This is a genomic window from Mesorhizobium sp. B4-1-4 (genome assembly GCF_006439395.2).
Classification (GTDB): Bacteria; Pseudomonadota; Alphaproteobacteria; order Rhizobiales; family Rhizobiaceae; genus Mesorhizobium.
Genome location: NZ_CP083950.1, coordinates 3,997,348 through 4,022,395, shown reverse-complemented (window position 1 = coordinate 4,022,395; position 25,048 = coordinate 3,997,348). Strand labels below are relative to the sequence as shown.

Annotated in this window: 21 protein-coding genes; 18 read left to right on the top strand and 3 right to left on the bottom strand. The window is 63.0% G+C overall.

Going from position 1 to position 25,048, the window contains the following annotated elements; all coding sequences use genetic code 11:
* The first annotated feature begins 19 nt into the window (after positions 1-19).
* From FJW03_RS19210 to FJW03_RS19185, 6 genes are all read left to right on the top strand, one after another.
* Positions 20-1,261, top strand: a complete 1,242-nt coding sequence (locus tag FJW03_RS19210; RefSeq protein WP_140766698.1) for an acyl-CoA dehydrogenase family protein — start codon at positions 20-22, stop codon at positions 1,259-1,261.
* Between the two features lie 58 nt (positions 1,262-1,319).
* Complete coding sequence (locus FJW03_RS19205) at positions 1,320-2,357, top strand: zinc-binding dehydrogenase (protein WP_140766697.1); 1,038 nt, start codon at positions 1,320-1,322, stop codon at positions 2,355-2,357.
* A 214-nt stretch (positions 2,358-2,571) separates the two neighbouring features.
* The gene (locus FJW03_RS19200) at positions 2,572-3,738 is read left to right on the top strand and encodes a glycosyltransferase family 87 protein (protein WP_140766696.1); all 1,167 of its coding nucleotides are present in this window, start codon (positions 2,572-2,574) and stop codon (positions 3,736-3,738) included.
* Positions 3,731-4,714 (top strand): glycosyltransferase family 2 protein, encoded by a 984-nt coding sequence (locus FJW03_RS19195; RefSeq protein ID WP_140766695.1) that lies wholly within the window; start codon positions 3,731-3,733, stop codon positions 4,712-4,714. Before FJW03_RS19200 ends, FJW03_RS19195 begins: the two co-directional genes overlap by 8 nt.
* On the top strand, positions 4,711-5,520 hold the full coding sequence (locus FJW03_RS19190) for a ChbG/HpnK family deacetylase (protein ID WP_140766694.1): 810 nt from the start codon (positions 4,711-4,713) through the stop codon (positions 5,518-5,520). The genes FJW03_RS19195 and FJW03_RS19190 overlap by 4 nt, the downstream gene beginning before the upstream one ends.
* Positions 5,517-5,927: a GtrA family protein gene (locus tag FJW03_RS19185; protein WP_140766693.1), complete on the top strand. Its 411-nt coding sequence runs from the start codon at positions 5,517-5,519 to the stop codon at positions 5,925-5,927. The genes FJW03_RS19190 and FJW03_RS19185 overlap by 4 nt, the downstream gene beginning before the upstream one ends.
* A 12-nt stretch (positions 5,928-5,939) precedes the next feature.
* Here the strand turns inward: FJW03_RS19185 and FJW03_RS19180 are convergent, their stop codons facing one another.
* The 3 genes from FJW03_RS19180 to FJW03_RS19170 all read right to left on the bottom strand — a co-directional run bounded on the left by FJW03_RS19180 (position 5,940) and on the right by FJW03_RS19170 (position 11,328).
* Positions 5,940-9,071: an efflux RND transporter permease subunit gene (locus FJW03_RS19180; RefSeq protein ID WP_226890406.1), complete on the bottom strand. Its 3,132-nt coding sequence runs from the start codon at positions 9,069-9,071 to the stop codon at positions 5,940-5,942.
* Positions 9,068-10,228, bottom strand: a complete 1,161-nt coding sequence (locus tag FJW03_RS19175) for an efflux RND transporter periplasmic adaptor subunit (RefSeq protein WP_140766540.1) — start codon at positions 10,226-10,228, stop codon at positions 9,068-9,070. The genes FJW03_RS19180 and FJW03_RS19175 overlap by 4 nt, the downstream gene beginning before the upstream one ends.
* Positions 10,229-10,500: 272 nt before the next feature.
* Entirely contained in the window at positions 10,501-11,328 is an 828-nt protein-coding gene (locus FJW03_RS19170) for a MurR/RpiR family transcriptional regulator (protein ID WP_140766507.1), read from the bottom strand.
* Positions 11,329-11,464: 136 nt separating this feature from the next.
* Between FJW03_RS19170 and FJW03_RS19165 the strand changes: the two genes are divergently transcribed.
* The 12 genes from FJW03_RS19165 to FJW03_RS19110 all read left to right on the top strand — a co-directional run bounded on the left by FJW03_RS19165 (position 11,465) and on the right by FJW03_RS19110 (position 24,976).
* Positions 11,465-12,289 carry an N-formylglutamate amidohydrolase gene (locus FJW03_RS19165; protein WP_140766508.1) on the top strand — a complete coding sequence of 275 codons (825 nt, stop codon included), beginning with the start codon at positions 11,465-11,467 and terminating at the stop codon, positions 12,287-12,289.
* A gap of 11 nt (positions 12,290-12,300) precedes the next feature.
* The gene (locus FJW03_RS19160; protein WP_140766509.1) at positions 12,301-13,857 is read left to right on the top strand and encodes an amino acid permease; all 1,557 of its coding nucleotides are present in this window, start codon (positions 12,301-12,303) and stop codon (positions 13,855-13,857) included.
* Positions 13,858-13,944: 87 nt separating this feature from the next.
* Positions 13,945-15,315: a glutamine synthetase family protein gene (locus FJW03_RS19155; RefSeq protein WP_140766510.1), complete on the top strand. Its 1,371-nt coding sequence runs from the start codon at positions 13,945-13,947 to the stop codon at positions 15,313-15,315.
* Between the two features lie 91 nt (positions 15,316-15,406).
* Positions 15,407-15,859 carry a hypothetical protein gene (locus FJW03_RS19150; protein WP_140609675.1) on the top strand — a complete coding sequence of 151 codons (453 nt, stop codon included), beginning with the start codon at positions 15,407-15,409 and terminating at the stop codon, positions 15,857-15,859.
* A complete protein-coding gene (locus FJW03_RS19145) occupies positions 15,856-16,275 on the top strand; it encodes a type II toxin-antitoxin system VapC family toxin (protein ID WP_140609677.1) in 420 nt (139 codons plus the stop codon). The genes FJW03_RS19150 and FJW03_RS19145 overlap by 4 nt, the downstream gene beginning before the upstream one ends.
* Before the next feature lie 13 nt (positions 16,276-16,288).
* The gene (locus FJW03_RS19140) at positions 16,289-17,674 is read left to right on the top strand and encodes an aldehyde dehydrogenase family protein (RefSeq protein ID WP_140766511.1); all 1,386 of its coding nucleotides are present in this window, start codon (positions 16,289-16,291) and stop codon (positions 17,672-17,674) included.
* A gap of 18 nt (positions 17,675-17,692) precedes the next feature.
* On the top strand, positions 17,693-18,865 hold the full coding sequence (locus FJW03_RS19135) for an iron-containing alcohol dehydrogenase (protein ID WP_140766512.1): 1,173 nt from the start codon (positions 17,693-17,695) through the stop codon (positions 18,863-18,865).
* A gap of 243 nt (positions 18,866-19,108) precedes the next feature.
* Positions 19,109-20,215, top strand: coding sequence for an ABC transporter substrate-binding protein (locus FJW03_RS19130; RefSeq protein ID WP_140609683.1), 1,107 nt, complete (start codon positions 19,109-19,111; stop codon positions 20,213-20,215).
* 64 nt (positions 20,216-20,279) lie between these two features.
* On the top strand, positions 20,280-21,197 hold the full coding sequence (locus FJW03_RS19125; protein WP_140609685.1) for an ABC transporter permease: 918 nt from the start codon (positions 20,280-20,282) through the stop codon (positions 21,195-21,197).
* On the top strand, positions 21,194-21,985 hold the full coding sequence (locus FJW03_RS19120) for an ABC transporter permease (RefSeq protein WP_140609687.1): 792 nt from the start codon (positions 21,194-21,196) through the stop codon (positions 21,983-21,985). The genes FJW03_RS19125 and FJW03_RS19120 overlap by 4 nt, the downstream gene beginning before the upstream one ends.
* A 30-nt stretch (positions 21,986-22,015) precedes the next feature.
* Positions 22,016-23,080 (top strand): ABC transporter ATP-binding protein, encoded by a 1,065-nt coding sequence (locus FJW03_RS19115; protein ID WP_140766513.1) that lies wholly within the window; start codon positions 22,016-22,018, stop codon positions 23,078-23,080.
* A 342-nt stretch (positions 23,081-23,422) separates the two neighbouring features.
* The gene (locus tag FJW03_RS19110) at positions 23,423-24,976 is read left to right on the top strand and encodes a cation:proton antiporter (RefSeq protein ID WP_140609691.1); all 1,554 of its coding nucleotides are present in this window, start codon (positions 23,423-23,425) and stop codon (positions 24,974-24,976) included.
* Positions 24,977-25,048 lie beyond the last annotated feature (72 nt).

The following is a 25,048-nucleotide window of genomic DNA, read 5'->3' as shown; positions in this document are numbered from 1 at the left end:
CATGAAGGGTTAGCGACCGATGACGGAGATGAATCTCGGCATGACCGAGCGGCTGAAGCTGATCCACACGCGTGTCGCGGCCATGGTGCGCGACGAGATCATGCCGCTCGACAAGGAATTTCTGGGCGAAGTCGGCAAGGCGGGCGACCGCTGGGTCTACAGCAAGCGCCAGAGCGAGATCCTCGAAGGGCTGAAGAAAACCGCGAGAGAGCGCGGCCTGTGGAATTTCTGGCTGACCGGCTCGGGACGCGGTTATGGCCTTTCCACTGTCGAATACGCCTATCTTGCAGAAGAAATGGGCAAGGCGCATCTCGGTGCCGAAACCTTCAACTGCTCGGCGCCCGACACCGGCAATATGGAGGTGCTGGAGCGCTTCGGCTCGGCAGACCACAAGCAGGCATGGCTCGAGCCGCTGCTCGACGGCAAGATCCGCTCGGCCTATCTGATGACCGAGCCGGACGTCGCCTCGTCCGACGCCACCAACATCGCCATGCGCTGCGAGCGGCAGGGCGACGACTATGTGCTCAATGGCGAGAAATGGTGGGCATCGGGCGCGGGCGATCCGCGCTGCGCCATCTACATCGTCATGGTGCGGACTGGCGGCGACGGGGAGCCGCAGCACCGCCGCCATTCGATGATCCTGGTGCCTGCCGGCACGAAAGGCGTGACCAAGGTCCGCGCCATGCAGGTCTATGGCGACGATGACGCGCCGCATGGCCACATGCACCTTCGCTTCGACAATGTCCGGGTACCGGCATCGAACCTGATCCTCGGCGAGGGCAGGGGGTTCGAGATCGCGCAGGGCCGGCTCGGCCCCGGCCGTATCCATCATTGCATGCGCGCCATCGGCCAGGCCGAGATGGCGCTGGAGATGCTGTGCCAGCGTTCGGTCCGCCGCGAGGCCTTCGGCCAGCCCCTGGCGAAACTCGGCGCCAATTTCGACATCATCGCCGAATGCCGCATGGAGATCGAGATGGCCCGGCTGCTGTGCCTCAAGGCGGCGTGGATGATCGACCAGGGCGATGCGCGCGCCGCGGCTCCCTGGATCAGCCAGATCAAGGTGATCGCACCGCGCGTCGCGCTGAAAGTCACCGACGAGGCGGTGCAGATGTTCGGGGCGCAAGGCATCAGCCAGGACACGCCGCTGGCCCGCTCGTGGACGCATCTCAGAACCTTGCGTCTTGCCGATGGGCCGGACGCCGTGCATCGGCGGCAGGTGGCGCGCACGGAGCTGAAGAAATACACACAGGAGAAGATCTGAGCGCCCGGTCAATCCCGGCCCGTTGCGATCTCTCCGCCAGCAAAGAGGGATTATTCCGATGACCGTCCCGTCCCAGATGAAGGCACTGCTGCTTGTCGGTGATGGTTACACCAAGACGCCGAGCGGCAGCATGCTTGAGGCAATGGAGCCTTATCTTCAGCCGGGCAGCATCGCGGTGCCAACGCCAGGACCGAGCCAGGCGCTGATCAAGGTCAGTCTGGCCTCGATCAATCCATCCGATGTCGCCTTCATCAAGGGCCAGTATGGCCAGCCGCGCGCCAAGGGCCGGCCGGCCGGCTTCGAGGGCGTCGGCACCGTCGTGGCCGGCGGCGACGAGCCTTATCCCAAGAGCCTTGTCGGAAAGCGCGTGGCCTTCGCCACAGGCCTCAGCAACTGGGGCTCGTGGGCCGAGTATGCCGTTGCCGAGGCGGCGGCCTGCATTCCGCTCCTCGATACGGTGCGCGACGAGGATGGTGCGGCGATGATCGTCAATCCGCTTACCGCGATCGCCATGTTCGACATCGTCAAGCAGGAGGGCGAAAAGGCCTTCGTCATGACCGCCGGCGCCAGCCAGCTCTGCAAGCTGATCATCGGCCTGGCCAGGGAGGAGGGGTTCCGGGCTGTCGTCACCGTGCGCCGCGATGAGCAGATCGCGCTTCTGAAGGAGATCGGCGCTGCCCATGTGCTCAACGAGAAGGCGCCGGATTTCGAAGCCTCGCTGCGCGAGGTGATGAAGGCCGAACAGCCACGCATCTTGCTGGACGCGGTCACCGGTCCGCTGGCGTCAGCCATCTTCAATGCGATGCCGAAACGGGCGCGGTGGATCATCTATGGCCGGCTCGATCCCGACCCCACCATCATCCGCGAGCCCGGTCAGCTGATCTTCCAGCACAAACATATCGAAGGCTTCTGGCTGAGCGAATGGATGCGGCAATACAAGGATCGGCGCGGTCCTGCGATCCTGGAAGCCCAGAAGCGTTTCTCCGACGGACGCTGGTCGACCGACGTGACGGCTGTCGTGCCGCTCGCCGAGGCGGTGACGCGGGTGCCGGGTGAACTGGCCAAGCCGAACGGCAAGGTTTTCATCCGGCCTTGAGGCCATTCGGAGCTGCGCCGGAAGTTTCAATGCGAGGCTTTCAGGGCTTTTCCGAGCCAGGCCGCGATGCATGGCCGTCGCCGGCAGTTCGCGAAGTTGATGGCCGTGTCCTTCAGCCCCTATGCCAATTCGCTTTGTCCGTGATATGCCGCCGCCATCGAAATGCCGGACGGCGCGGGCAAGGGCCTGTTCTGAAGTGGTGTAGGGTGCCTTTATGACGATTTCCAAGCCGGTTTTCGACCGTTTGGGATTTGGCCTGTGGATCGGAGCGTTTCTGGTCGTTCTTGTCCTCGTCCTGTGGGCGCCCGACACGCGTTCCGTGTTGATGGCCTACAGGTATGGCAGCGAAGAGTTTCTGGCCGGCCGTCCGCTCTACAATATCCAGTCCGAGATGGGATATCTCTACGCGCCGGCCTTTGCAGCGCTCTACATCCCGCTGTTCAAGCTCGGCCCTCATCTTGGCGGCCTGGTGTGGCATATCATCGGTTTCGCGGTGCTGACCTTCGCCGCGATGCGGCAGGTGCGCAAGCTTGGCGGCGGGGAATTGACATGGCTGCTTTCCTTCGGGCTCTTCCTTGCCCTGCCGGTGGCACTGGGGGCGATCCGCAACGGCCAGGCAACGATCCTTTTGACCGGTGCCTGCTGGCTCCTCACTCTGTCGGCGCTCGAAGGGCGGCGCGCCGAGACCTTCTTCTGGGCCTCGGTTGCCATCGTCGCCAAGCCGACCGCGGTCATCATGCTGTTGTTGGTGGGCGCCCTGCGCTTCCGGTTGATACCGGTGCTGGTGCTCGCGGTGCTGTTCGTGATCGCGCTGCCTTATGCATTCGCTCCCGCCGGCTACCTGACCGAGCAGTACCGGGTTTTTGCGGGGATGCTGACCTCGATGGCTGTCGACAACACCAGCCACTTTGTTCCCACCGACTTCACGGCGCCCTTCACCAAAATGGGGCTGCCAATCCCGGAATTCGGCGCCACGATCGTGCGCATCGTCATGGCGCTGTTTACGCTTTCCATGGTCGTCTGGTTCGACCGCAAGCTCGAACGCGGAACAGCTGAGCTCGCCATCTTCCTGACGGCGACGTTCTACATGTGCGTCTTCAACCCGCGCGTCGAGCCCAACACTTATGCCATGATCGCCGTCCCCGCCGGTCTTGCCATTGCCTTGCTGTGGCGCGAGGAGCGAGGCGGTGTCCTGGCCTCGGTGCTGTCGGTGATGCTGTTCGTGACAGGATTGACGGGCGTCGAGCGTCATATCCAAGATTTCACGTACCCTTGGTTCCGGCCGATCGCGGTCACCGTCATTGCCGGTTCGCTGATCTTGTGGTTATGGGCCAGGGCGCGAGACAAGGTGATGAATGAGGGGCCTGTCGCAAATGGCTGAGTCGCGGTCTGTTCTCGATATCGTGGCGCCGTTCTTCAACGAGGCGCAATCCGCATCGGCTTTCGCCGCCTTGCTCGACAAGCTGGAGGCCGTGGTGTCGCAGCGTTTCGGCATGGCCGTTCACAAGATCCTGGTCGACGACGGCAGCCGCGATGACGGTGCGGAGCGATTTTCGCGGGCGCTGTCCGGTTCCTGGGAGATCGTGCGGCTCAGCCGCAATTTCGGCAAGGAGGTCGCGGTGCTCGCCGGCCTCGACTACGCGCGCGGCGACATGGTGCTGATCATGGATTCCGACCTTCAGCATTCCATGGATGTCAGCCTGCGAATGATTGGCGAGTTGGTGGAGCACCCCGACATCGACGTGGTCTACGCCCAGAACGACCGGCGCGAGGCCAGCTGGCGGCGCAGCCAGTTGGCGAAGCTGTTCTACAGCCTGATCAACAGCAGCCAGCGTTTCGACATTCCCGAGAATGCGGGCGATTTTCGCGTCATGCGCGGTACCGTGGCCCGCGCGCTGACAAGCTTGCGTGACAAAAGGCGCTTCAACAAGGGTCTGTTCGCCTGGGCTGGCTTTCGCCAGAAGGCCATACCTTATTCGCCGGAGAACCGCGCCAGCGGCACGTCGAAATGGAGCAGGCTCAACTTGCTTGCCTTTTCGCTGGAAGGTTTTACCTCGTTTTCCGTCATTCCCCTGCGCCTGATCAGCCTGAGCGGATTGCTGGCGGCGCTGGCGGGTGCGGCCTATGGCGCCAAGGTGTTCTTCGAAGTGTTATTCTACGGCATTGCCGTTCCAGGCTACCCCAGCCTTCTGGTCGCCGTTGTCCTGCTTGGTGGCCTCAACCTCACCTTGCTTGGACTGATCGGCGAATATGTCTGGGTCACACTCAGCGAGAGCAAGGACCGGCCGATCTACATCGTACGCGATGTCGTGCGCGGCGACGTTTTGCACAGGCCGCCAGGCGCGTCCGGCGCATGACGCGGCGCATCCGCCTGATCGCCGATGACTATGGCCTGGCGCCCGGCGTCTCGGCAGGGATTCTCGACCTGCTCGATCGTGGACGCCTGACCGGCACTAGCTGCATGACCGGCTTTCCCGAATGGGCGGAGGCGGCGGCGCTTATCAAGCCGCTGCGCGGCCGCGTGGCGATCGGATTGCACCTGACCCTCACCGACCAGCGGGCCATCACCGGCCAGTCCAGCCTGGCGCCGGAGGGCCGGCTGCCGCCGCTCCGTTCGCTGGCATTGCCAGTCCTGCGCGGCCGTGTCGCCGACCGGGATGTCCATGCCGAGCTCGACGCCCAGTACAACCGCTTTGTCGAGGCGCTGGGCCACCAGCCCGACTTCGTCGATGGGCACCAGCACGTGCATTTCCTGCCGGTCGTACGCAAATGGCTGCTGGCGCGTTTTCCCGCGGACACGGGCCGGCCGATGCTGCGTGGCGCTCCTGCACCGGCAGCGATGCCGAAGGTCGCGGCGATCGCAGCACTGGCCCGGGGCTTCAATCGGTCGATGCAAGGCGCCGGTTTCATCGTCATGACGCCTCTTGCCGGCATCTACGATTGGCGGCAGCCGGAAAAGTTCGCGCCTGCGCTGCAGGCCGCCGTCGAGGCGTTGCCGCAAGAGGGGCTATTCATGTGCCATCCCGGCCATGTCGACGAAACGCTGCGCGCGCGAGATCCGATGCAAAGCGTGCGCACGGTCGAATTGGAGATCCTGGCCTCGGACGCTTTCGGCGCGAGCCTCGCCCGCGCCGGTGTCGAGATCATGGATGGCAGGGGATGAGCGGCGCCGACCAGCCCCGGCGTTCGACCGGCAACAAGATCGTCCGCTTTGCCATTGTCGGGCTCGCGAACACCGCCATCGACCTTGCCGGCTTTTTCCTGCTGCTCAAGCTGCATATCCCGCCGTTGCCCGCCAACGTCATCTCATGGTCGATCGCCGTCGTCTTCTCTTTCGTGGCAAATGGCTTCTGGTCGTTCGAGCGCAATCAAGCCATCCGGCTGCATGACGCCTTCCTGCGTTTCGCCTCGCTCGGGGCGCTGATTTCGCTCGGCGTCTCCAGCCTGTCGATCGCACTCTTTGCCGGCATCGCCGGCGTGTGGCCGGCAAAGATCGGCGGTGTCATTGTGGCGGCGGTGCTGAATTTCCTCGCCGCGCGCTGGTCGATTGAGGGTCGGGTGCTGAAATAGACCTGGATTTCCCTATTCCGCCGGTTCCACATTGGCGTAGGCGGCTTCCTCGAGCTCGCGCTTCAGCCGCGCTTCCTCGTGGGTCTTCGGCGTAACGAAACGGCCAAGCAGCAGATAGGCGACCGGCGTCAGGAAGAGCGTCGAGATGGTGGCCAGCCCCAGCCCGCCGACGATCACCCAGCCGAGCGCCACGCGCGCTTCGGCGCCCGCGCCGGCCGCCAGCACCAGCGGCACGCCGCCGAGCACGGTGCAGATCATCGTCATCATCACCGGCCGCAGGCGGATGGTCGAGGCCTGCTCGACCGCCTCGCGCACGCCGAGCCCGCGATCGCGCAGCTGGTTGGCGAACTCGACGATCAGGATGCCGTTCTTGGCCATGACGCCGACCAGCAGCACCAGGCCGATCTGGCTGTAGGCGTTGAGGCTGGTGCCAGACAGCAGCAGCGCGAAGATGGCGCAGGCGAGGCCGAGCGGCACCGTGGCCATGATGATGACCGCGCTGACGAAGCTTTCGAACTGGGCGGCCAGCACCAGAAGGATGATGACCAGCGCGAAACCGAAGATGGTGACCATGGCGCTGTTGGTCTCGCCCAGCGTCGCGGCTTCGGCCAGCGGCAGGATGCGGCTGCCAGGCGGCAAGAGCGGCGTGGCGATTTCCTCGGCGCGCGTCAGCGCATCACCAAGTGCGAAATTGCCGCTGAGGTTGGAGGTGATGGCCACCGACGGCTGCTGCTGTTCGCGCGACAGCGACGGCGGCACGGCGCGTTCGGTCAGCGTGGCGATGGTCGACATCGGCACGAAGCGGCCGTCAGCCGTCTTCAGGAAGATATTTTCCAGGTCGGTCGGATCGTTGATCGGGTTGGTGGTCGAGACCAGCTTCACGCCATAGCTGCGGTCGGCGATGTAGACGTCGACGACGTCGTTGCCGTCGAGCATGGCCTGCAAGGTATTGGCGAGGCCCGTAATGTCGATGCCGAGATCGGAGGCGCGCTCGCGGTCGATGGCGACGGCAAGCTGCGGCTGCGTCGGGTCGATGGACAGGCGCGGCGTCTGGAACCGCGGATCCTTCTGCATCTCGGCGATGATCCTGATCGCCGCGTCGCCGAGCGCCTTGCGGTCGTTGCCGACCAGCGCGAACTGCAGGCCGTTGCCGGCCCCGCGGATGCCGAGGCTGTTGGGCTGCACCGGGAAGATGCGCACGCTGGGCACCTGCCTGGTCAGCTGGCTGATCTCGGCCATGATTTCCTGCTGGCTGCGGCTGCGCTCGTTCCATGGCGCCAGCGTCATCACCATGAAGCCGGAGTTGTAGGAGCCGTTCTGACCGGCGTTCTCGAAGGTGGAGCGGATCTCGCCGGAATCGCGCATCGGCTGGATCAGCTTCTCGATCTTCCGCATCTGCTGCGTCGTGTAGTCGAGGCTGACGCCTTGCGGGGCATTGATGCGCAACAGCACCGCCGCGCGGTCCTCGGTCGGCGTCAGTTCCTGGCGGATGGTGCCGAACAGGGTGAAGGCGGTGCCGGCAAACAGCACCGCGACAAGCATCACGATCCAGGGCGCATCGAGGCAAGCGTGCAGGGCCCGCTTGTAGCCAGCGTTCAACGCGCCGCCGATACGGGCGCCGATGCCATGGCCGCCTTGATGATGCAGCGATGCGCTGGTCAGCATGCGCGAAGCGAGCATCGGGCAAAGCGTCAGCGCCACCACGCAGGACAGAAGCACCGACATGGCTAGCACGAAGCCGAATTCGCGGAACAGGCCGCCGGTCTGGCCGGGCAGGAACGAGATCGGCACGAAGACGGCGACCAGCGTCAGCGTCGTGGCGACGACGGCGAAGAACACCTCCCGCGCACCAAGCACGGCAGCGGCGCGGGGCCCCATGCCTTCGTTGCGGCGGCGCACGATGTTTTCCAGGACGACGATGGCGTCGTCGACGACAAGGCCCGTCGCCAGCACAAGCGCGAGCAGCGTCAGGATGTTAACCGAGAAGCCGGCCAGATAGATGGCGGCGATGGTGCCGATCATGGCGACCGGCATCGACAGGCCCGGGATCAGCGTGGCGCGCCAGTCGAGCAGGAAGGCATAGATGACGATCAGCACCATTGTCACCGACAGGCCGAGCGCGATCTCGACCTCGTGCACCGCGCCCTTGACGAACACGGCGTCGTCGCTGGTGATCTTGATCGCCATGCCCTTGGGCAGGTTCTGCTGCAGTTTGGCGATGGCGGCCTGGACGCCGGTCGAAATATCCAACGTGTTCGATTCCGCCTGGCGGATGATGCCGATACCGATGCCGGTCTTGCCGTCGGAACGCAGCGTGGTCTGGCCGACATCGGGGCCGAGCGTGACGGTGGCGACATCGCGGATGCGCGTCGTGCCGCCGATGATGATGGTTTCGAATTCCTCGGGGGTGGTCACATCAGCCGTGGTACGGACGATCAGGTCCTGGTTGGTCGTGGTGATCGACCCGGCCGGCGAATCGAAGGCGACCGAGGCAAGGGCCGCCCTGAGATCGGCGACGGTGAAGCCAAGACTGGCGAGCTTGTTCTGGTCGACATCGATGCGGAAGATCTTGTCGCGGCCGCCATAGACCTGGACGTCGGCGACGCCGGGCACGGCGGCTAGCTCATCCTCGATCTGATCCTGAACCACCACTGTCATGTCCTGGATCGACATGCTGTCCGAGGTCACCGCAAGCCGCATCACCGCGTCGGAATTGGCGTCCGCCTTGACGATGCGCGGCGGATCGGCGGTGTCCGGCATCTGGTTGGCGACGCGGCCGACGGCATCGCGCACATCGGAAGCAGCCACATTAAGGTCGATGCCGTCGCTGAATTCGATGGTGACGCGGCTCTGGCCAAAGGAGGAGGAAGAAGAGATCGACTTGACGCCGGAGACGCGGGCGACCGCACCCTCGATCGTGTCGGTCAGCTCGCGGTCAACGGTTTCGGCGGCCGCCCCTTCGAAGGTGGTCGTGACCGTGACCACAGCGCGGTCGACGTCGGGCAGTTCGCGGACCTCCACGCCATAGAAGGCGGCGAGGCCGGCAACCGCGATGAGCACGTTCAGCACGAAGGCCATGACCGGCCTGCGGATGAACAGGGCGGTGAAGCCGGTATCGCTGGCGGCGTTGACGGTACCGGTCATGAGCCTTCGGCGGTATTGGCGTTGCGCTGGTCCTGGCCGGCGATGCGGACCTCGCCGCCTTCGCTGACGCTTTGCGTGCCTTCGGTGACCACCATGTCGCCGCTGTCGATCTCGGCATCGATCAGCACGGTCTCGGTGTTGCGCTGGATGATGCGCACCGGCACGCGCTTGGCCTTGCCATCCTCGATCTGCCAGACATAGGCGCCGTCCGACCCCCACAGGATCGCCAGCGGACTGACGGCGGGATAGGTTTCGCCGGGGAATTTCATGGTGATGGAGAACGACATGCCGGCGCGCAGCGAATCGGCCGGATTGCCGATCTTGGCCTTGACCAGCAGCGTGCGGCTCTTCTCGTCGATATGGTTGTCGATGGCTGACACCGTGCCGGTATAGGCGTTGCTCGGATTGGCGATCGGCGTCGCCGTCAATTGCGCACCAACCTTGACGGCGGCGGCGAAGCGCTCAGGCACCTGGAAATCGACCAGGATCGAGGAGCGGTCGTCGAGGGTGGCGATCGCCGACTGGGTGGTGACATAATTGCCGGCCGAGATCGGCAGGATGCCGACAGTGCCCGATATAGGCGCCAGAACGGAGCGGCGCCGTAGCGCGAGCTCCGCGTCCTGAAGCGCCAGTTTGGCGTTCGCCAGTGCCACTTCGGCATCGGCCACGGCGACCGGCGTCGCGGCATTGGAGGCGCGCAGCGACTTGACGCGATCGAGCTTGGACTGGGCATCCTGCAAAGCGAGCTTGGCCCGGTCCAGAGCGATGATCTCGGTTTCGGAATCGAGCGCCGCGATGATCTGTCCTTTGTCGACATGAGTGCCGGATTCCACCAGCAGTTCGGCGAGGCGGCCTGAACTGTAGGGATTGACGGTCACAGAAGCGTTGGCACGGCCGGTGCCGATCGCCTGCAGGCGATCGTTGATGATCGCCGAGGCGGCCGGCGATGCAACGATGGTGGCGATCCGGGCGCCGCTGCGTCCCGCCTGCCGGGAGCCGCCCGCCGCCGCATCCTTTGTTGGAGGTGTCGCGCCATAAGCCCAGTCGATGCCCCAGCGCGCCAGCACTTCGGGAGCGCCGGGATAGAAGCGAGCCCAGGCAGCCGCGGCGGCGACCACGATAACAAATGCAAGGGCAATCTGTTTCCGGCTCGGCATCGATACTCCAGCGGCAAGGATGTCGGCCGGTTCCCGGTGGAAGCGGACGCGGCGACGATACGGGCTGGCGGCGGAACCGGCCAAGCCACATCCCGGTATCACTGGTTTATGGCAATTATCACGCAATCGTGCACATTAAATCTCGGTAACGTGAAGGCGGGGCGGTCTTCGGGTTGGCTGCGATTTGCCCGGGATCGGCGCCTGGGTCCGCTTCCCTTTGTTTGGCGCAATTCCAGACGGGAAACCGTTTCACGGGGTTTCCCGGGATCGGGCTAGCGCAGACCTTCCATCTCGCGGATGCGCCGGGCGCCGTCGGCCTCGAGCTGTCTCGTGACGGCGCCGATCAGCGTTTCGGCGACGACGAAAAGCGCGGCCGAGGAATCCCATGCGGAAGGCACCGCCGTCCGTCCGGCGATGACGTGGCGGGCAAAACGGGCGATCGGCGACAGCCACTGGTCGGTGAAGAGCACAATCTGAACGCCGCGCTGATGCGCCTTTTCGGCGAAGCGGACGAGGCTGTCCTGGTAGCGCCTGATGTCGAAGATCACCAGCACGTCGCGCTTGCCCATGTCGATCAACCGGTCGCGCCACATGCTCTCCTGTCCGGCAAGGTGAAAGACATCGGGCTGGATGACGGCGAGGTGGGCCGCCATGTAGCGTGCCAGCGGGTCGGTGAAGCGACCGCCGATCAGGAAGGTCTTGCCACGCCGATCGGCAAGCCGCGCCGCGATATCGTCGAGCTGCCTGTCGGAGAGGTGCCGGAAGGTCTCGCGCATGTTGTCGAGCGTCGCTTCCAGCATCGGGGATACGGCGCTGCCGCCGGGCGAGGGCGGGTTGAGCGTCCGTATCGCCGGCGATTGAAGTTGCGCGGCCAGTTCGTCCTGCAGGCTCGACTGGAATTCCGGGTAGTTCTGGAAACCAAGCCGGGCAACGAAGCGCAGGATCGTCGGCGAGGAGACGCCGGCGGCGGCCGAGAATTCGGCGACCGTCTTCAGGCCGATCATCGGATAGCTGGCGATCAGCGTCTGGGCGGCGCGCCGTTCGCCCGCTGGCATCGTGCCGACGCGGTCGGCGATCAGTTCGGCAATGCTGGAAATCATCTTTTCCCCCACGCAATGGCCTCGCTAATGAGATCGCATTTGACAAAGCCGGATAAACTGTATGAAATCATTCACAGGGGCGCAATGAGACAAAATACGTAACATACGGTACAGCGCTCCCCGGGGACGGCAGACTATGGAGCAAGCACGGCCCGCCAGCCTTGCATCGTCTGATACCGTAGGGGTAACCAATCCCCGCGGATCGAGCCCTTTCGTACTGACCTGCGATCACGCTTCCAACTTCCTGCCCGCCGAATTCGGCACGCTCGGCCTCGCCGCCGAGGACCTGTCCCGCCACATCGCCTGGGATCCCGGCGCGTTGCCGGTTGCATTGCGCATGGCGCAGGCGCTGGATGCGACGCTGGTTGAAACCCGCATTTCGCGTCTCGTCATCGACTGCAACCGGCCGCTCGACGCGCCGGACCTTGTGCCGCCGGTCAGCGAGACGACAGCCATACCGGGCAATACCGGCCTGTCGGAAAAACAGCGTGCGGCGCGGGTCGCCCTGTCCTGGCAGCCTTTTCATGGTGCCATCGAGCGCATCGTCGAAGACCGGCTGGCGCGCGGACAGGAGACGCTTCTGGTTTCCGTGCATTCCTTCACGCCGGTCTACAAGGGCCGCAACCGACCCTGGCATATCGGCATCATCCATGACGAGGACCGACGGCTGGCGTCTCCGCTGATATCGGCGCTGCGGCGGCTTGCCGGCGTCACCGTCGGCGTCAACGAACCCTATTCGCCTGCCGACCGCGTCTATTTCACGCTGGAACGGCATGCGCGCTCGCGTGGGCTGCCCTGCGCGATGATCGAAATCCGCAACGATGAAATCTCCGGCGAGACCGGGCAGCGGAAATGGGCGGATCTGCTCACAGGCATTTTTTCGAATCTGGAGCCCGAGGAGGCCAGGGGCTCTCGATCAAGTGCAGTTGGAAAGTCAGTTCAATCGGCCAGCCAAGAATAAGGGGACTTCAGATGACAGCACCGGGTTATACCGAAGTTGACAAGGCGGAGGACATAAAAGTCCTCCACAACATGGGCTACGCCCAGGAACTGGAGCGGCGGCTCAGCCGCTTTTCGAATTTCGCCGTTTCCTTCTCCATCATCTGCATCCTGTCGGGCGGCATCAACTCGCTGGCGCAGGCCACGTCCGGGGCCGGCGGTATCGGCATCGGCATCGGCTGGCTGGTTGGCTGCTTCATATCGCTGACCTTCGCGGTCGCCATGTCACAGATCAGCTCGGCCTATCCGACGGCCGGCGGCCTTTATCACTGGGGCTCGATCCTCGGCAATCGCGGCACCGGCTGGGTCACAGCCTGGCTCAACCTGCTCGGCCTCATCACCGTGCTCGGCGCCATCAATGTCGGCACCTGGACGTTTTTCGTCGGCGCCTTCGGACCTGCGCTCGGCATCGAGGGCACGCTGACCAACCAGATGATCTTCCTGATCATCATCACCGGCGCCCAGGCGCTGATCAACCATCTGGGCATCAAGCTGACGGCGAAGCTCACCGACTTTTCGGGCTACCTGATCTTCTTCGGCGCGATCCTGATCGCGGTGGTCTGCCTGATTTCGGCCGAACACTGGGATTTCAGCCGGCTGTTCACATTCCACAACTATTCCGGCGATGCCGGCGGTGGCGTGTGGCCGTCGGTGTCGAATGCCTGGGTGTTCGCCCTTGGCCTTTTGCTGCCGATCTATACGATCACCGGCTATGATGCCTCGGCGCATACCTCCGAGGAAACGATCAAAGCAGCCAGTTCCGTGCCTCGCGCCATGGTGATGTCGGTTATCTGGTCGGCATTGTTCGGCTATCTTTTCCTTGTCGCCTTCGTACTGATGATCCCCAATATGGACGACGCCGCCAAGCAGGGCTGGAACGTGTTCTTCTGGGCTTTCGACCAGCGCGTCAGTCCCGGCGTCAAGGAGTTCGTCTACCTCGTCGTGTTCGTTGCCCAGTTGCTCTGTGGCCTCGCCACCGTGACCTCGGCTTCGCGCATGATCTTCGCCTTCTCGCGTGATGGCGGCCTGCCCGGCTCGGGGGCACTCGCCAAGGTCAGCCCGACCTACCGCACGCCGGTGGCGGCGATCTGGACGGCGTCGATCCTGTCGGTGCTGTTCGTCTGGGGCTCGACACTGGTTTCGGTCGCCGGCACCTCGGCCTACACGATCGTGGTGTCCTGCACCGTTATCTTCCTGTTCCTCTCCTTCATCGTGCCGATCGTGCTTGGCATGCTGGCCTGGGGAACGCCGAAGTGGGACAAGATGGGGCCGTGGAACATGGGCCGCGGCGTCTTCATGCTGTTCGGCTTCCTGTCGATCGTGTCGATGGTCCTGATCTTCGTCATCGGCATTCAGCCGCCGAACGACTGGGCTCTCTACATAACCGTCGGTTTCTTCATCCTGACGGCGATCGTCTGGTTCGCCTTCGAGCGCAACCGCTTCCAGGGTCCGCCGCTCGGAGACATCATCGCGGCACGCCAGGCGGCGATCAAGGCGGCCGAGATGGCCGTCGGCGAGACCGGCCACTGACACTTCGCCTCAAGCTCATGGCCGGCCTCGCGCCGGCCATGGCTGCGTTTATCCCTTCAAGCGAAAAGCATTTGGAGTGCCGCAGGAATGGCCGGAAATTTCTCGTTCGATCAGTTGAAGAAAGCGATCTCAAACGGTGAGATCGACACGGTGCTGGCTTGCATCGTCGACATGCAGGGCCGGCTGGCGGGAAAGCGGTTCCTGGCGCAGTACTTCGTCGATTCCGCGTATGACGAAACGCATGGCTGCAATTATCTGCTCGCCGCCGACATCGATATGGAGCCGGTGCCAGGCTACAAAGCGGCAAGCTGGTCGAAGGGTTATGGCGACTTCGTCATGAAGCCGGACCTTGCGACGCTGCGGCGCATTCCATGGCTGGACAAGACCGCCCTGGTGATCTGCGATGTGCTCGACCACCACACCCATGACGACCTGCCGCATTCGCCGCGCGCGATCCTGAAGAAGCAGGTCAAGCGGCTGACGGAGCGCGGCTATATCGGCTATTTCGCCTCCGAGCTCGAATTCTACCTTTTCAACGAGACCTACGATTCCGCCCGCAAGAAGCACTGGCAGGGTCTCGACACCGCCTCGCCCTATATCGGCGACTACCAGATCGGCATCACTACCAAGGAAGAAGGTGTCATGCGCCGGCTTCGCAATGAGATGGAAGCGGCCGGCATTCCGATCGAGAATTCCAAGGGCGAATGGGGTCCCGGCCAGGAAGAGATCAACGTGCGCTACGCCGAGGCGCTCGACATGGCCGACCGCCACGTCATCCTGAAGAACGGCGCCAAGGAGATCGCCGAGTCCGAGGGCAAGGCCATCTCGTTCATGTCCAAGTACAATTACGGGCTCGCCGGCAATTCCAGCCACATCCACAATTCGCTATGGAGCGCCGACGGCAAGACGCCGCTGTTCTTCGATAAAAAGGCCGACTGGACGCTATCGACGCTCGGCCAGCAATGGGCGGCGGGGCAGCTCAAATATGCCAAGGAGTTCACCTGGTTCCTGGCGCCCTACATCAATTCCTACAAGCGCTTCCAGGCCGGCACCTTCGCTCCGACTAAGATCATGTGGAGCGAGGACAACCGCACCGCCGGCTTCCGCCTGTGCGGCGAGGGCACCAAGGGCATCCGCATGGAGTGCCGCATCGGCGGCGCCGATCTCAACCCCTATCTCGCCTTCGCGGCGCTGATCGCGTCAGGCCTTGCCGGCATAGATGAGAAACTGGAGCTGCAAAAACCGTTCGTCGGCGATGCCTATCAGGCATCTCGTTTGCCGGAGATCCCGAAAACCCTGCGCGATGCCACCGAGACGCTGGCGAAGTCGAAGATGCTGAAGCAGGCGCTCGGCGAGGACGTGCTCGAACACTACGTGCATACCGCGAAATGGGAACAGTTCGAATACGACCGCCGGATTACAGATTGGGAACTGCACAGAGGGTTCGAGCGATATTAAAACTTTATACAGCTTTAATGTTGACAATGCAGTGAGACTGAGGCCATATGAGACCTGTAAAATTGCAATGTGCTGCATTGAGGAGTTTGCAATGTCGAAATATGCGCCGCTCAAGGACTTTCTCGTTGCCCAAGATGTAGATCGTGTGCCGATGTCGTTTGCTGAAATCGAGAAAGTGCTCAATCTGCCACTGCCCGCATCGAAGCAATACCCTGCATGGTGGAGCAACAATCCGAGCAACAATCCCATGACAAGGGAATGGCTTGAAGCCGGGTTCGAGACCGAATCCGTCAACGTAGGCAGTGGGAAACTGGTCTTTCGCCGCGTTCGCAAAGCGCCCATTTCGACGCCGCCCAGCGGTAGCGCGGCTGCGCCAAAGGAGGCGCGTCCGGACCGCCACCCCGGTTTTGGTTTCATGAAGGGCTTGATAACAATTGAAGCCGGATTTGATGTTACCAAACCTTTCGACGATGAGCCCTGGGACCGGGGCTATCTGGGCGGCGAAGCTCAGGCACGCGATGGCAAACGCGCGGTGCGTAAATGAGTGAAGAGCCGAGCCTGCTTCTGGATACATGCGCGATGATCTTTATCGCGAACGACAGTCAAATTGATCCGCACGCAAGCCGGGAGATTTCGGAGGCGGCCTATGACGGTCGTCTCTATCTCTCCCCGATGTCGGCATGGGAGATCGGAATCGGTGTGGCCAAGGGCCGGCTCAACCTGCCATTGGCGCCACTTGATTTCGTGGAGCGATTCATCGAGCGAATGTCAGCAAAGCTCAGCGTTATTTCACCAGCCATTCTGATTGCGTCTTCCAACTTGCCTGGCCCGCCTCATGGCGATCCCATGGATCGGATACTGATGGCAAGTGCGAGAGCCTTGGACATGGTTCTGGTGACGCGAGACGAGCCCATCCTTCGCTATGGCCGCAATGGCCATCTGCGTACACTAGCCTGCTAACTTGGAGCATCCTTTGGAAACGGTAAGACTCAAATCCCCCATCGATGGCTCGATCTATGCCGAGCGGCCCGTGGCGACGGACCAGGCGATCAATGCCGCGGTCGAGCGCGCCAAGGCGGCGCAGGAGAAGTGGGCCGAGACGCCGATCGTCGAGCGCGGCAAATACATGCTCGCCATGCTCGAAGCGCTGGTCTCGATGACCGACGAGATCGTGCCGGAGATCGCCTGGCAGATGGGGCGGCCTGTCCGCTATGGCGGCGAGTTCGGCGGTGTCAAGGAACGCACCAACTATATGGTCGAGATCGCCGAGGCGGCGCTGAGACCGGTGCCGGCCTCTAATCCCAAGGACGGGTTCCGCCGCTATGTGAAGAAAGATCCGCTCGGCGTGGTCATGGTGATCGCGCCGTGGAACTACCCTTATCTGACCGCCGTGAACACCATCGTGCCGGCGCTGATGGCCGGCAACGCCGTCATCTTGAAGCACGCGGCGCAGACGCTGCTGGTCGGTGAACGCTTCCAGCAGGCGTTCGACAAGGCCGGCCTGCCAAAGGGTGTGTTCCAGAATATCGTGCTGAACCATGCTCAGACGGAAAAGCTGCTCGGCTCCGGCAAGATCGATCATGTCAACTTCACCGGCTCGGTCGGCGGCGGCCGTGCCATCGAAAGGGCGGCTGCAGGCACCTTCATGACGCCCGGCCTCGAACTCGGCGGCAAGGATCCCGCCTATGTGCTGCCCGACGCCAAGATGGACCATGCGGTGGCCAATCTGGTCGATGGCGCTTTCTACAATTCCGGCCAGTGCTGCTGCGGCATCGAGCGTGTCTATGTGCACGAAAAGGTCTATGACGAATTCGTCGAAGGCTTTATCGCCGAGACCAGGAACTATGTCGTCGGCAATCCTCTGGAGCAGGCGACGACGATGGGACCGATGGCGCAGGCGCGCTTCGCCGACCTGATCCGCGAGCAGAAGGCCGAAGCGCTGCGCAAGGGCGCCAAGGCACACATCAACATGAAGGTCGCTAACGACAAGAGCGGCTCACCCTATCTGGCCCCGGAGGTGCTGACCGAGGTCGACCATCAGATGAGCGTCATGCGCGAGGAGAGCTTTGGCCCGATCGTCGGCATCATGAAGGTTCGCAACGACGAGGAAGCGATCGCGCTGATGAACGACAGTCCCTATGGGCTGACGGCCTCGATCTGGACGCGCGACACCGAGCATGCGGTGGCGATCGGCAACCGCGTCGAGACCGGCACGGTGTTCATGAACCGCTGCGACTACCTCGATCCGGCGCTGGTCTGGACCGGCGTCAAGAACACCGGCAAGGGCGCGGCACTGTCAGCCATCGGCTACGACAATCTGACCCGGCGGAAATCCTTCCACCTGCGCGAAGCCATCTGATTTTTCGAAAGACAAGCAATGACCAAACTGATCTCCAAATGGAACTACCCCACCACTGTCCGCTTCGGCGCCGGACGCATCAAGGAACTGCCCGAGGTGCTGGCGGCAACCGGCATCAAGCGGCCCTTGTTCGTCACCGATCCGGGCCTGGCGAAACTGCCTGTCGTCGCCTCGACGCTGAAGATCCTCGACGATGCCATGGTTCCCTATGGCGTCTTCTCGGAGGTGAGGCCGAACCCGGTGGAATCCAATCTGACCGCCGGTATCGAAGTGTTCAAGAAGGGCAAGCACGACGGCGTCATCGCCTTTGGCGGCGGTTCGGCGCTCGACCTCGGCAAGCTGATCGCCTTCCAGGCCGGCCAAACGCGGCCGGTGTGGGATTTCGAGGATGTCGGCGACTGGTGGACGCGCGCCAATTCGGACGCCATCGCTCCGATCATCGCAGTACCGACCACCGCTGGCACCGGCTCGGAAGTCGGCCGTGCCGGTGTCATCACCAATGAGGCGACGCACACCAAGAAGGTCATCTTCCATCCCAAGCTGTTGCCGGCGATCGTGATCGCCGATCCGGAATTGTCGGTCGGCATGCCGGCCTTCATCACCGCCGGCACCGGCATGGACGCGCTCGCCCATTGCCTGGAAGCCTATTGCGCGCCGGGCTACCATCCGATGGCTGACGGCATCGCGGTCGAGGGTGTGCGCCTGGTGTTCGAGAACCTGCCAAAGGCCTTTGCCAACGGCAAGGACCTGGTCGCGCGCGCCCATATGATGAGCGCCGCCGCCATGGGCGCCACGGCCTTCCAGAAGGGGCTGGGCGCCATCCACTCGCTGTCGCATCCGATCGGCGCGCTCTACGACACCCATCATGGCATGACCAACGCCGTGTTCATGCCTTATGTGCTCGCCTTCAATCGCGACTCCATCGAGGAGTGCATTTCCCGCCTCGCCGCCTATTGCGGCATCAAGGGCGGCTTCGACGGCTTCGCCAAGGCGATCATCAGGCTGCGCAAGGACCTGAAGGTGCCGCACGCCCTGCCGGGCCTGATCAAGGGGCTCGACATGGACAAGAAGCGCAAGGCGCTGATCGCCGACATGGCGGTGGTCGATCCAACGGCCGGGGGCAACCCGGTCAAGCTGACCAAAAAGGCGGCGCTGACCTTGCTCGAAAACGCCATCGCGGGCACCGTCTGAAGCACTTTTCGCGCATCGAGTTGATCTGGAAATGGGGCAGGGAAACAAGGGGAGGCGATGCAGGACAGGGCAGAAACTAGTTAGCCGGAAAAAGATACGCCGGCCAATTGCTACACAAGGTTAAAAAGAGTTTACTTTTTCGCACTGCGGGCCGCCGGTTTCACAAAGCTTTCATCTGGCTGTCACATGAAACCGATACCGCATCGCAGGCGTCCAACGGCGTCAGTTCAACGGAGAGAACACATGTTCAAATTCACGGGGAAGGTGCTTTCCCTTTCGGCCGCGACCCTCATGGTGTCGTCGGTGATTTCGTCCGCGGCTTCGCTGGACGATCTCGTCAAGGCTGCAAAGGCTGAAGGCCAGCTCACGACCATCGCCCTGCCGCATGACTGGTGCGGCTATGGCGACGTCATCGCCGGCTTCAAGGCGAAGTATCCGGGAATCACCATCAACGAACTCAATCCCGACGCCGGCTCCGGCGACGAAGTCGAGGCGATCAAGGCCAACAAGGATAACAAGGGCCCGCAGGCTCCCGACGTCATCGACGTTGGCCTGTCCTTCGGTCCGACCGCCAAGGCCGATGGCCTGTTGATGCCTTACAAGGTATCGACCTGGGACTCGATCCCGGACAGCGCCAAGGATGCCGATGGCGCCTGGTACGGCGACTATTACGGCGTTCTGTCGTTCATGGTGAATAAGGACCTGATCAAGGAATCGCCGAAGGACTGGGCCGATCTCCTGAAGCCGGAATTCGCCAACGCGGTGGCCGTCGCTGGTGACCCGCGCGCCTCGAACCAGGCCATCCAGGCGGTGTATGCCGCCGGCCTGTCGTCGGGTGCCGCTGCTGGTCAAGCCGCCGGCACCGCTGGCCTCGACTTCTTCAAGAAGCTCAACGCCGCTGGCAATTTCGTCCCGGTCGTCGGCAAGCCTGCGACGCTGGCACAGGGCCAGACCCCGATCCTGATCAACTGGGATTATAACGCCCTTGCTGGCCGCGACACGCTGAAGGGCAACCCGCCCGTCGACGTCGTCGTGCCGAAGAGCGGCGTTGTCGCCGGTGTCTACGTGCAGGCGATCAGCGCTTTCGCTCCGCATCCGAATGCGGCCAAGCTCTGGATGGAATACCTCTATTCCGACGAAGGCCAGGTCGGCTGGCTGAAGGGCTATTGCCACCCGATCCGCTTCAACGATCTCGCCAAGAACGGTAAGATCCCGGCTGACGTGCTGGCCAAGCTGCCTCCGGCTGAAGCCTACGCTTCCGCTGCCTTCCCGACGCTCGACGAGCAGGGCAAGGCCAAGGAAGCCATCAGCAAGAACTGGGACGCCGTTGTCGGCGCCAACGTCAAGTAAGGTTTGAAATTGACCGGGCGGCTGTGAGGCCGCCCGGCTTTTCCTCGAAGACGGTAGCCGGCGCATGACCGATCTTACGCTTTCAAATCAGTCGCTTGCCACCAGGCCCGCGCCGCCGAACGAGGCGACTGCTTTCCGCTTGCCGACGCAATGGATCGGCGTGGCGCCGTTCTTTATCTTCGCCCTGATGTTCCTGATCCTGCCGACGATCTATCTCGTCGTGGGGGCGTTCCAGACCGGCGACGGTCGATTTACGCTGGATAACATCCTGCAGCTGGTCAGTGACCCATCGATCAGCGCTTCCTACTGGGTTTCGATCAAGATCAGTTTCTGGTCGTCCATCATCGGCGCCTTTGCCGGGCTTGCGATAGCCATCGCCATCGTGCGCGGCGGACTTCCAAGCTGGACGCGCTCCGCGACCCTGACCTTTTCGGGCGTCGCGTCGAATTTCGCCGGTCTGCCGCTGGCCTTCGCCTTCCTGGCGACACTCGGCCGTGTCGGCATCGTCACGACGCTGCTGCGTGATGTCCTCAATATCAACATCTATGCGATGGGCTTCAATTTCCTCACCACATCGGGGCTGATCGCCGTCTATCTGTTCTTCCAGATTCCCCTGATGGTGGTCATCATCGTGCCGGCCATCGACGGCTTGAAGAAAGAATGGGGGGAGGCGGCGGCCACGCTCGGCGCCACGCAGTCGCAATATTGGCGCATGGTGGTCATACCGGTGATATGGCCGAGTTTCCTCGGCACCGTCATCCTTCTGTTCGCCAATGCCTTCGGCGCCATTGCCACCGCCTATGCGTTTGCCGGCCCGGCACTCAACATCGTTCCCATCAAGCTCTATTCGCAGATCAACGGCGATGTGCTGCACAACCCGCAGCTCGGATATGCCATCGCCTTCGGCATGATCGTCATCACGGGCTTGGCCAACGTCTTCTACATCTGGTTCCGGACTCGCTCCGAGAGGTGGCTCAAATGAAGTCGGGCAAATTCTGGGCCTGGGTCGTCTTTATCGTCGGCGCTGCCTACTTCTTCATTCCGCTGATGGCAACGGTCGAATTCTCGCTGCGCATGCGGCGCGGCGTCCATTCCTTCGATGCCTATCAGATCGTGTTGGGCGATGCGCGCTTCCAGTCGACCTTCCTGTATTCGGTGATCGCTGCCATCTTCACCATCATCCTCGGAATCCTGATCGTGGTGCCGGCTGCATACTGGATCCGGCTGCGTCTGCCTCAGCTCAGGCCGATCGTCGAGTTCATCACATTGTTGCCGCTGGTCATACCGGCCATCGTCATCGTCTTCGGCTACATCAGGATGTACGGTTCGAATTCGCCGCTGCCGTTCCTGGGAAGCAATATGGGCGCGAACGCCTTGCTGGTGATCGGCTATGCGACGTTGTCGCTGCCTTACATGTATCGCGCAGTCGACACCGGGCTGCGCACAATCGACGTGCGGACATTGACGGAAGCAGCACAGATCCTGGGCGCGGGCTGGTCGACGATCATCGGCCGGGTTATTCTGCCCAATGTGCTGATCGCGGTGTTGTCAGGGGCGTTCCTGACCTTCGCGATCGTTATCGGCGAGTTCACCATGGCGAGCCTGCTCAACCGGCCGGCCTTCGGCCCTTACCTGCAGAACATCGGCGCCAACCGCGCCTATGAGCCGGCAGCCCTTGCCATCATCGCGTTTGCCATCACCTGGGGCTGCATGTCGCTCATCCAGATCCTGTCCCGCTTCGCGCCGAAATCGGCGAACCGCCCGAATTGACCGAAAAGCACTGACCTGAGAGAAAAAGCCATGGCCGAGCCATTCCTGTCCATCCAGCATGTGCGAAAGTCCTACGGTACCAACACCGTGGTCCAGGATTTCAGCCTCGACGTCGAGCCGGGCGAGTTCGTCTCGTTCCTCGGACCGTCCGGTTGTGGCAAGACCACGGTGCTGCGCATGGTTGCCGGCTTCGAGGAGCCGTCGGCCGGTAAGATCGTCGTCGCCGGCAAGGACATCACCCGGCTGAAGCCCAACCAGCGCAATGTCGGCATGGTGTTCCAGGCCTACGCGCTGTTCCCGAACCTCACCGTGGCGCAGAACATCGCTTTCGGCCTGAAGGTTGCCGGCATGCCCAAGGCCGACGCCGACAAGCGCGTGGCCGAGATGCTCGACATGATCAAGCTGCCGCAGATGGCCGACCGTTATCCCTACCAGCTCTCGGGCGGCCAGCAGCAGCGTATCGCGCTGGCGCGTGCGATCGCGCCGAAGCCGAAGCTGCTGCTGCTCGACGAACCGCTGTCGGCGCTGGACGCCAAGGTGCGCGTTTCGCTGCGCGAGGAAATCCGCTCGATCCAGAAGAAGCTCGGCATCACCACCATTTTCGTCACGCACGACCAGGAAGAAGCGCTGTCGATCTCCGACCGCATCGCGGTCATGTATGGCGGCAAGGCCGAGCAGGTTGCCACGCCGTTCGAGATCTACAACCGGCCGGCGACCAAGTTCGTCGCCAACTTCGTCGGCACGCTCAACGTTCTCGAGGGCAAGGTCACCGATGCCGCATCAGGCAAGGTGCAGGTCAACACGCAGGAAGTCGAGTTGAAGGGCAAGCTCAACGGCTCGAAGTCCGGCGATACGCTGGCGCTGGCGCTGCGGCCAGAGGCAATTTCGCTCGGCCGTCAGCCCGGCCGCGATTCCAGCCTGTCCGGCGAGATTTCCGAAGTGCATTTCCTCGGTTCGGTAATCCGGGTCCGCGTCGGTATCGGCGGCAACACGGTGTCGCTCGACACGTTCAACAACTCGGCGACGCCGCCGCCCGCCGTTGGCGAGAAGGCTGAGATTTCGTTCTCGTCGGGCGATATGCTGGTGTTGCATTAGCTCGATGGTATGAGCCTAAGCGAACGGGGTTAGCCCCAGATTTCGGCGGCAGCGTCGTCGGATTTGCGATGCTGTTCAATCCAGCCGGGATTACGGCGGCAACGATGCCAACACATGGTTGGACGCATTCATTATTCCCGCCCCTCTCAGGCGTCGGCAAGCGGCATCCGGCAAGCGGCGTCAAGCCGATGCGATGAACCGGCTGGGATAATCTCCTGGACAGCGGGCAAGGCTCCATCCGCGGCGATTTCAGGCGCATTGCTGGAGGGCTTGAGTTTGATGGCCAATCCACCGCATGCTGCATGCATATCTGCGCCAGCAATCCCACGGATGTAACAGCCCATGGCTCTTTTCGAACTGACGCTAGTCCTGCTTTTGACGGCCGTTGCATTGACGGCGCTGTCGCGACGGCTGGAGATCCCCTATCCGTCCCTGCTGGCCCTAGCTGGGGTTGCTATTGCCTTCGTGCCTGGCACACCGACCATCGAAATCGATCCGGAACTGGCGCTTGCGCTGTTCATTGCGCCGGTGCTTCTGGATTCCGCCTATGACACCTCGCTGCGCGACCTGAAGCGCTACAGGCTGTCGTTGGTGATGCTGGCGCTCGGCGCTGTCGTCTTCACCACGGCCGTCGTCGCCTTCGTCGGCTGGAAGATGGCCGGTCTGCCGATCGCGGCGGCGATCGCGCTCGGCGCCATCGTTGCTCCGCCAGATGCGGTGGCGGCAAGCGCGGTTCTCGGACAATTCAAGGTGCCGCACCGCATCACCGCCATTCTCCAGGGCGAGAGCCTGCTCAACGACGCCACCGCGCTGCTGATCTACCGGCTGGCGGTTTCGGCGGCACTCGGCTCGATCACGCTGAGCAACGCCGTTCCAACGATCCTGCTGTCGACCATCGGCAGCCTCGTGGCGGGTTATCTGCTTGGCCGCTTCTCGCTGTTGACGCTGTCCCGGATCGAGGATGCGGCAAGCAGCACCGTGGTGCAGTTCGCCGGGACGTTCGGGGTGTGGATCCTGGCGGACAGGCTCGGGCTGTCCGCCATCATCACCATCGTCGTCTACGCCATCACCATCGCGCGCAGGGCGCCGCGCCATATGTCGGCGAGACGCCGCGTCAGCACCTATTCGGTCTGGGAGTCGGCGGTGTTCGTGCTCAACGTGCTGGCTTTCGTGCTGATGGGCCTGCAGGCACGATCGATCGTCGGCCGTCTCTCCGGCGATGGGCAAGGCGAAGCTTTTCTCTTTGCAGCGACGGTGCTGGCCGTTGTCATCGTGGCACGCCTTTTCTGGGTGGCGAGTTACGTTGCGATCATCCGATGGTTTGCCCGCTTCGGCGGCGAAGAGCGGAGGAGCGATGCGCCGACGTTTCGCGGCTCCGTGCTCGTCGGCTGGTGCGGCATGCGGGGGCTGGTGACGCTGGTGGTGGCCATTGCGCTGCCGGCCGGCTTTCCCGGTCGCGATCCGATCGTGCTTGCCGCCTTCGCGGTGGTCCTGGGCACGCTGGTATTGCAAGGGATGAGCCTGAAGCCGCTGCTGCGGATACTCGACTTCGAACGGGACACGACGATAGACCGCGAAGTGGCCCAGGCTCGCGTCGCCGTCATGCAGGCCGCGCTAGATGTGTTGAGCCGCAAGACATCGGTCGCGGCGGCCGTGGTGCGCGAGCAGTATGAGGCCCAACGCGTGATCGCGCAAAACCCTGATGACGCACAGGCGGCAACCGAATACGACCGGCTGCGCCTCTACGCCATCGACCGCCAACGCGACACGCTGGAGGAATTGCGCAGCAACGGCACGATCGGCGACGAAGCCTATCATCGCCTGGAAGAAGAGATCGACTGGTCGGAACTGGCGGCGTCTCCGGCTGGCCGTTTCCAGCCGTTGACGACGGATTAGGACGGTTCATCGCCAGAGGTGTCACACGCCGTTTCCGGCGTGTGGAGGATATCGGAACGGTCCGGAATCGGT

Bases quoted from the DNA above. Each gene is read 5' to 3' on its own strand.
- FJW03_RS19115 (WP_140766513.1), top strand. From the start codon at position 22,016: ATGGCCGAGCCATTCCTGTCCATCCAGCATGTGCGAAAGTCCTACGGT.
- FJW03_RS19195 (WP_140766695.1), top strand. From the start codon at position 3,731: ATGGCTGAGTCGCGGTCTGTTCTCGATATCGTGGCGCCGTTCTTCAAC.
- FJW03_RS19150 (WP_140609675.1), top strand. From the start codon at position 15,407: ATGTCGAAATATGCGCCGCTCAAGGACTTTCTCGTTGCCCAAGATGTA.
- FJW03_RS19130 (WP_140609683.1), top strand. From the start codon at position 19,109: ATGTTCAAATTCACGGGGAAGGTGCTTTCCCTTTCGGCCGCGACCCTC.
- FJW03_RS19155 (WP_140766510.1), top strand. From the start codon at position 13,945: ATGGCCGGAAATTTCTCGTTCGATCAGTTGAAGAAAGCGATCTCAAAC.
- FJW03_RS19200 (WP_140766696.1), top strand. From the start codon at position 2,572: ATGACGATTTCCAAGCCGGTTTTCGACCGTTTGGGATTTGGCCTGTGG.
- FJW03_RS19165 (WP_140766508.1), top strand. From the start codon at position 11,465: ATGGAGCAAGCACGGCCCGCCAGCCTTGCATCGTCTGATACCGTAGGG.
- FJW03_RS19190 (WP_140766694.1), top strand. From the start codon at position 4,711: ATGACGCGGCGCATCCGCCTGATCGCCGATGACTATGGCCTGGCGCCC.
- FJW03_RS19170 (WP_140766507.1), bottom strand. From the start codon at position 11,328: ATGATTTCCAGCATTGCCGAACTGATCGCCGACCGCGTCGGCACGATG.
- FJW03_RS19185 (WP_140766693.1), top strand. From the start codon at position 5,517: ATGAGCGGCGCCGACCAGCCCCGGCGTTCGACCGGCAACAAGATCGTC.
- FJW03_RS19175 (WP_140766540.1), bottom strand. From the start codon at position 10,228: ATGCCGAGCCGGAAACAGATTGCCCTTGCATTTGTTATCGTGGTCGCC.
- FJW03_RS19160 (WP_140766509.1), top strand. From the start codon at position 12,301: ATGACAGCACCGGGTTATACCGAAGTTGACAAGGCGGAGGACATAAAA.
- FJW03_RS19125 (WP_140609685.1), top strand. From the start codon at position 20,280: ATGACCGATCTTACGCTTTCAAATCAGTCGCTTGCCACCAGGCCCGCG.
- FJW03_RS19210 (WP_140766698.1), top strand. From the start codon at position 20: ATGACGGAGATGAATCTCGGCATGACCGAGCGGCTGAAGCTGATCCAC.
- FJW03_RS19145 (WP_140609677.1), top strand. From the start codon at position 15,856: ATGAGTGAAGAGCCGAGCCTGCTTCTGGATACATGCGCGATGATCTTT.
- FJW03_RS19180 (WP_226890406.1), bottom strand. From the start codon at position 9,071: ATGACCGGTACCGTCAACGCCGCCAGCGATACCGGCTTCACCGCCCTG.
- FJW03_RS19135 (WP_140766512.1), top strand. From the start codon at position 17,693: ATGACCAAACTGATCTCCAAATGGAACTACCCCACCACTGTCCGCTTC.
- FJW03_RS19205 (WP_140766697.1), top strand. From the start codon at position 1,320: ATGACCGTCCCGTCCCAGATGAAGGCACTGCTGCTTGTCGGTGATGGT.
- FJW03_RS19120 (WP_140609687.1), top strand. From the start codon at position 21,194: ATGAAGTCGGGCAAATTCTGGGCCTGGGTCGTCTTTATCGTCGGCGCT.
- FJW03_RS19110 (WP_140609691.1), top strand. From the start codon at position 23,423: ATGGCTCTTTTCGAACTGACGCTAGTCCTGCTTTTGACGGCCGTTGCA.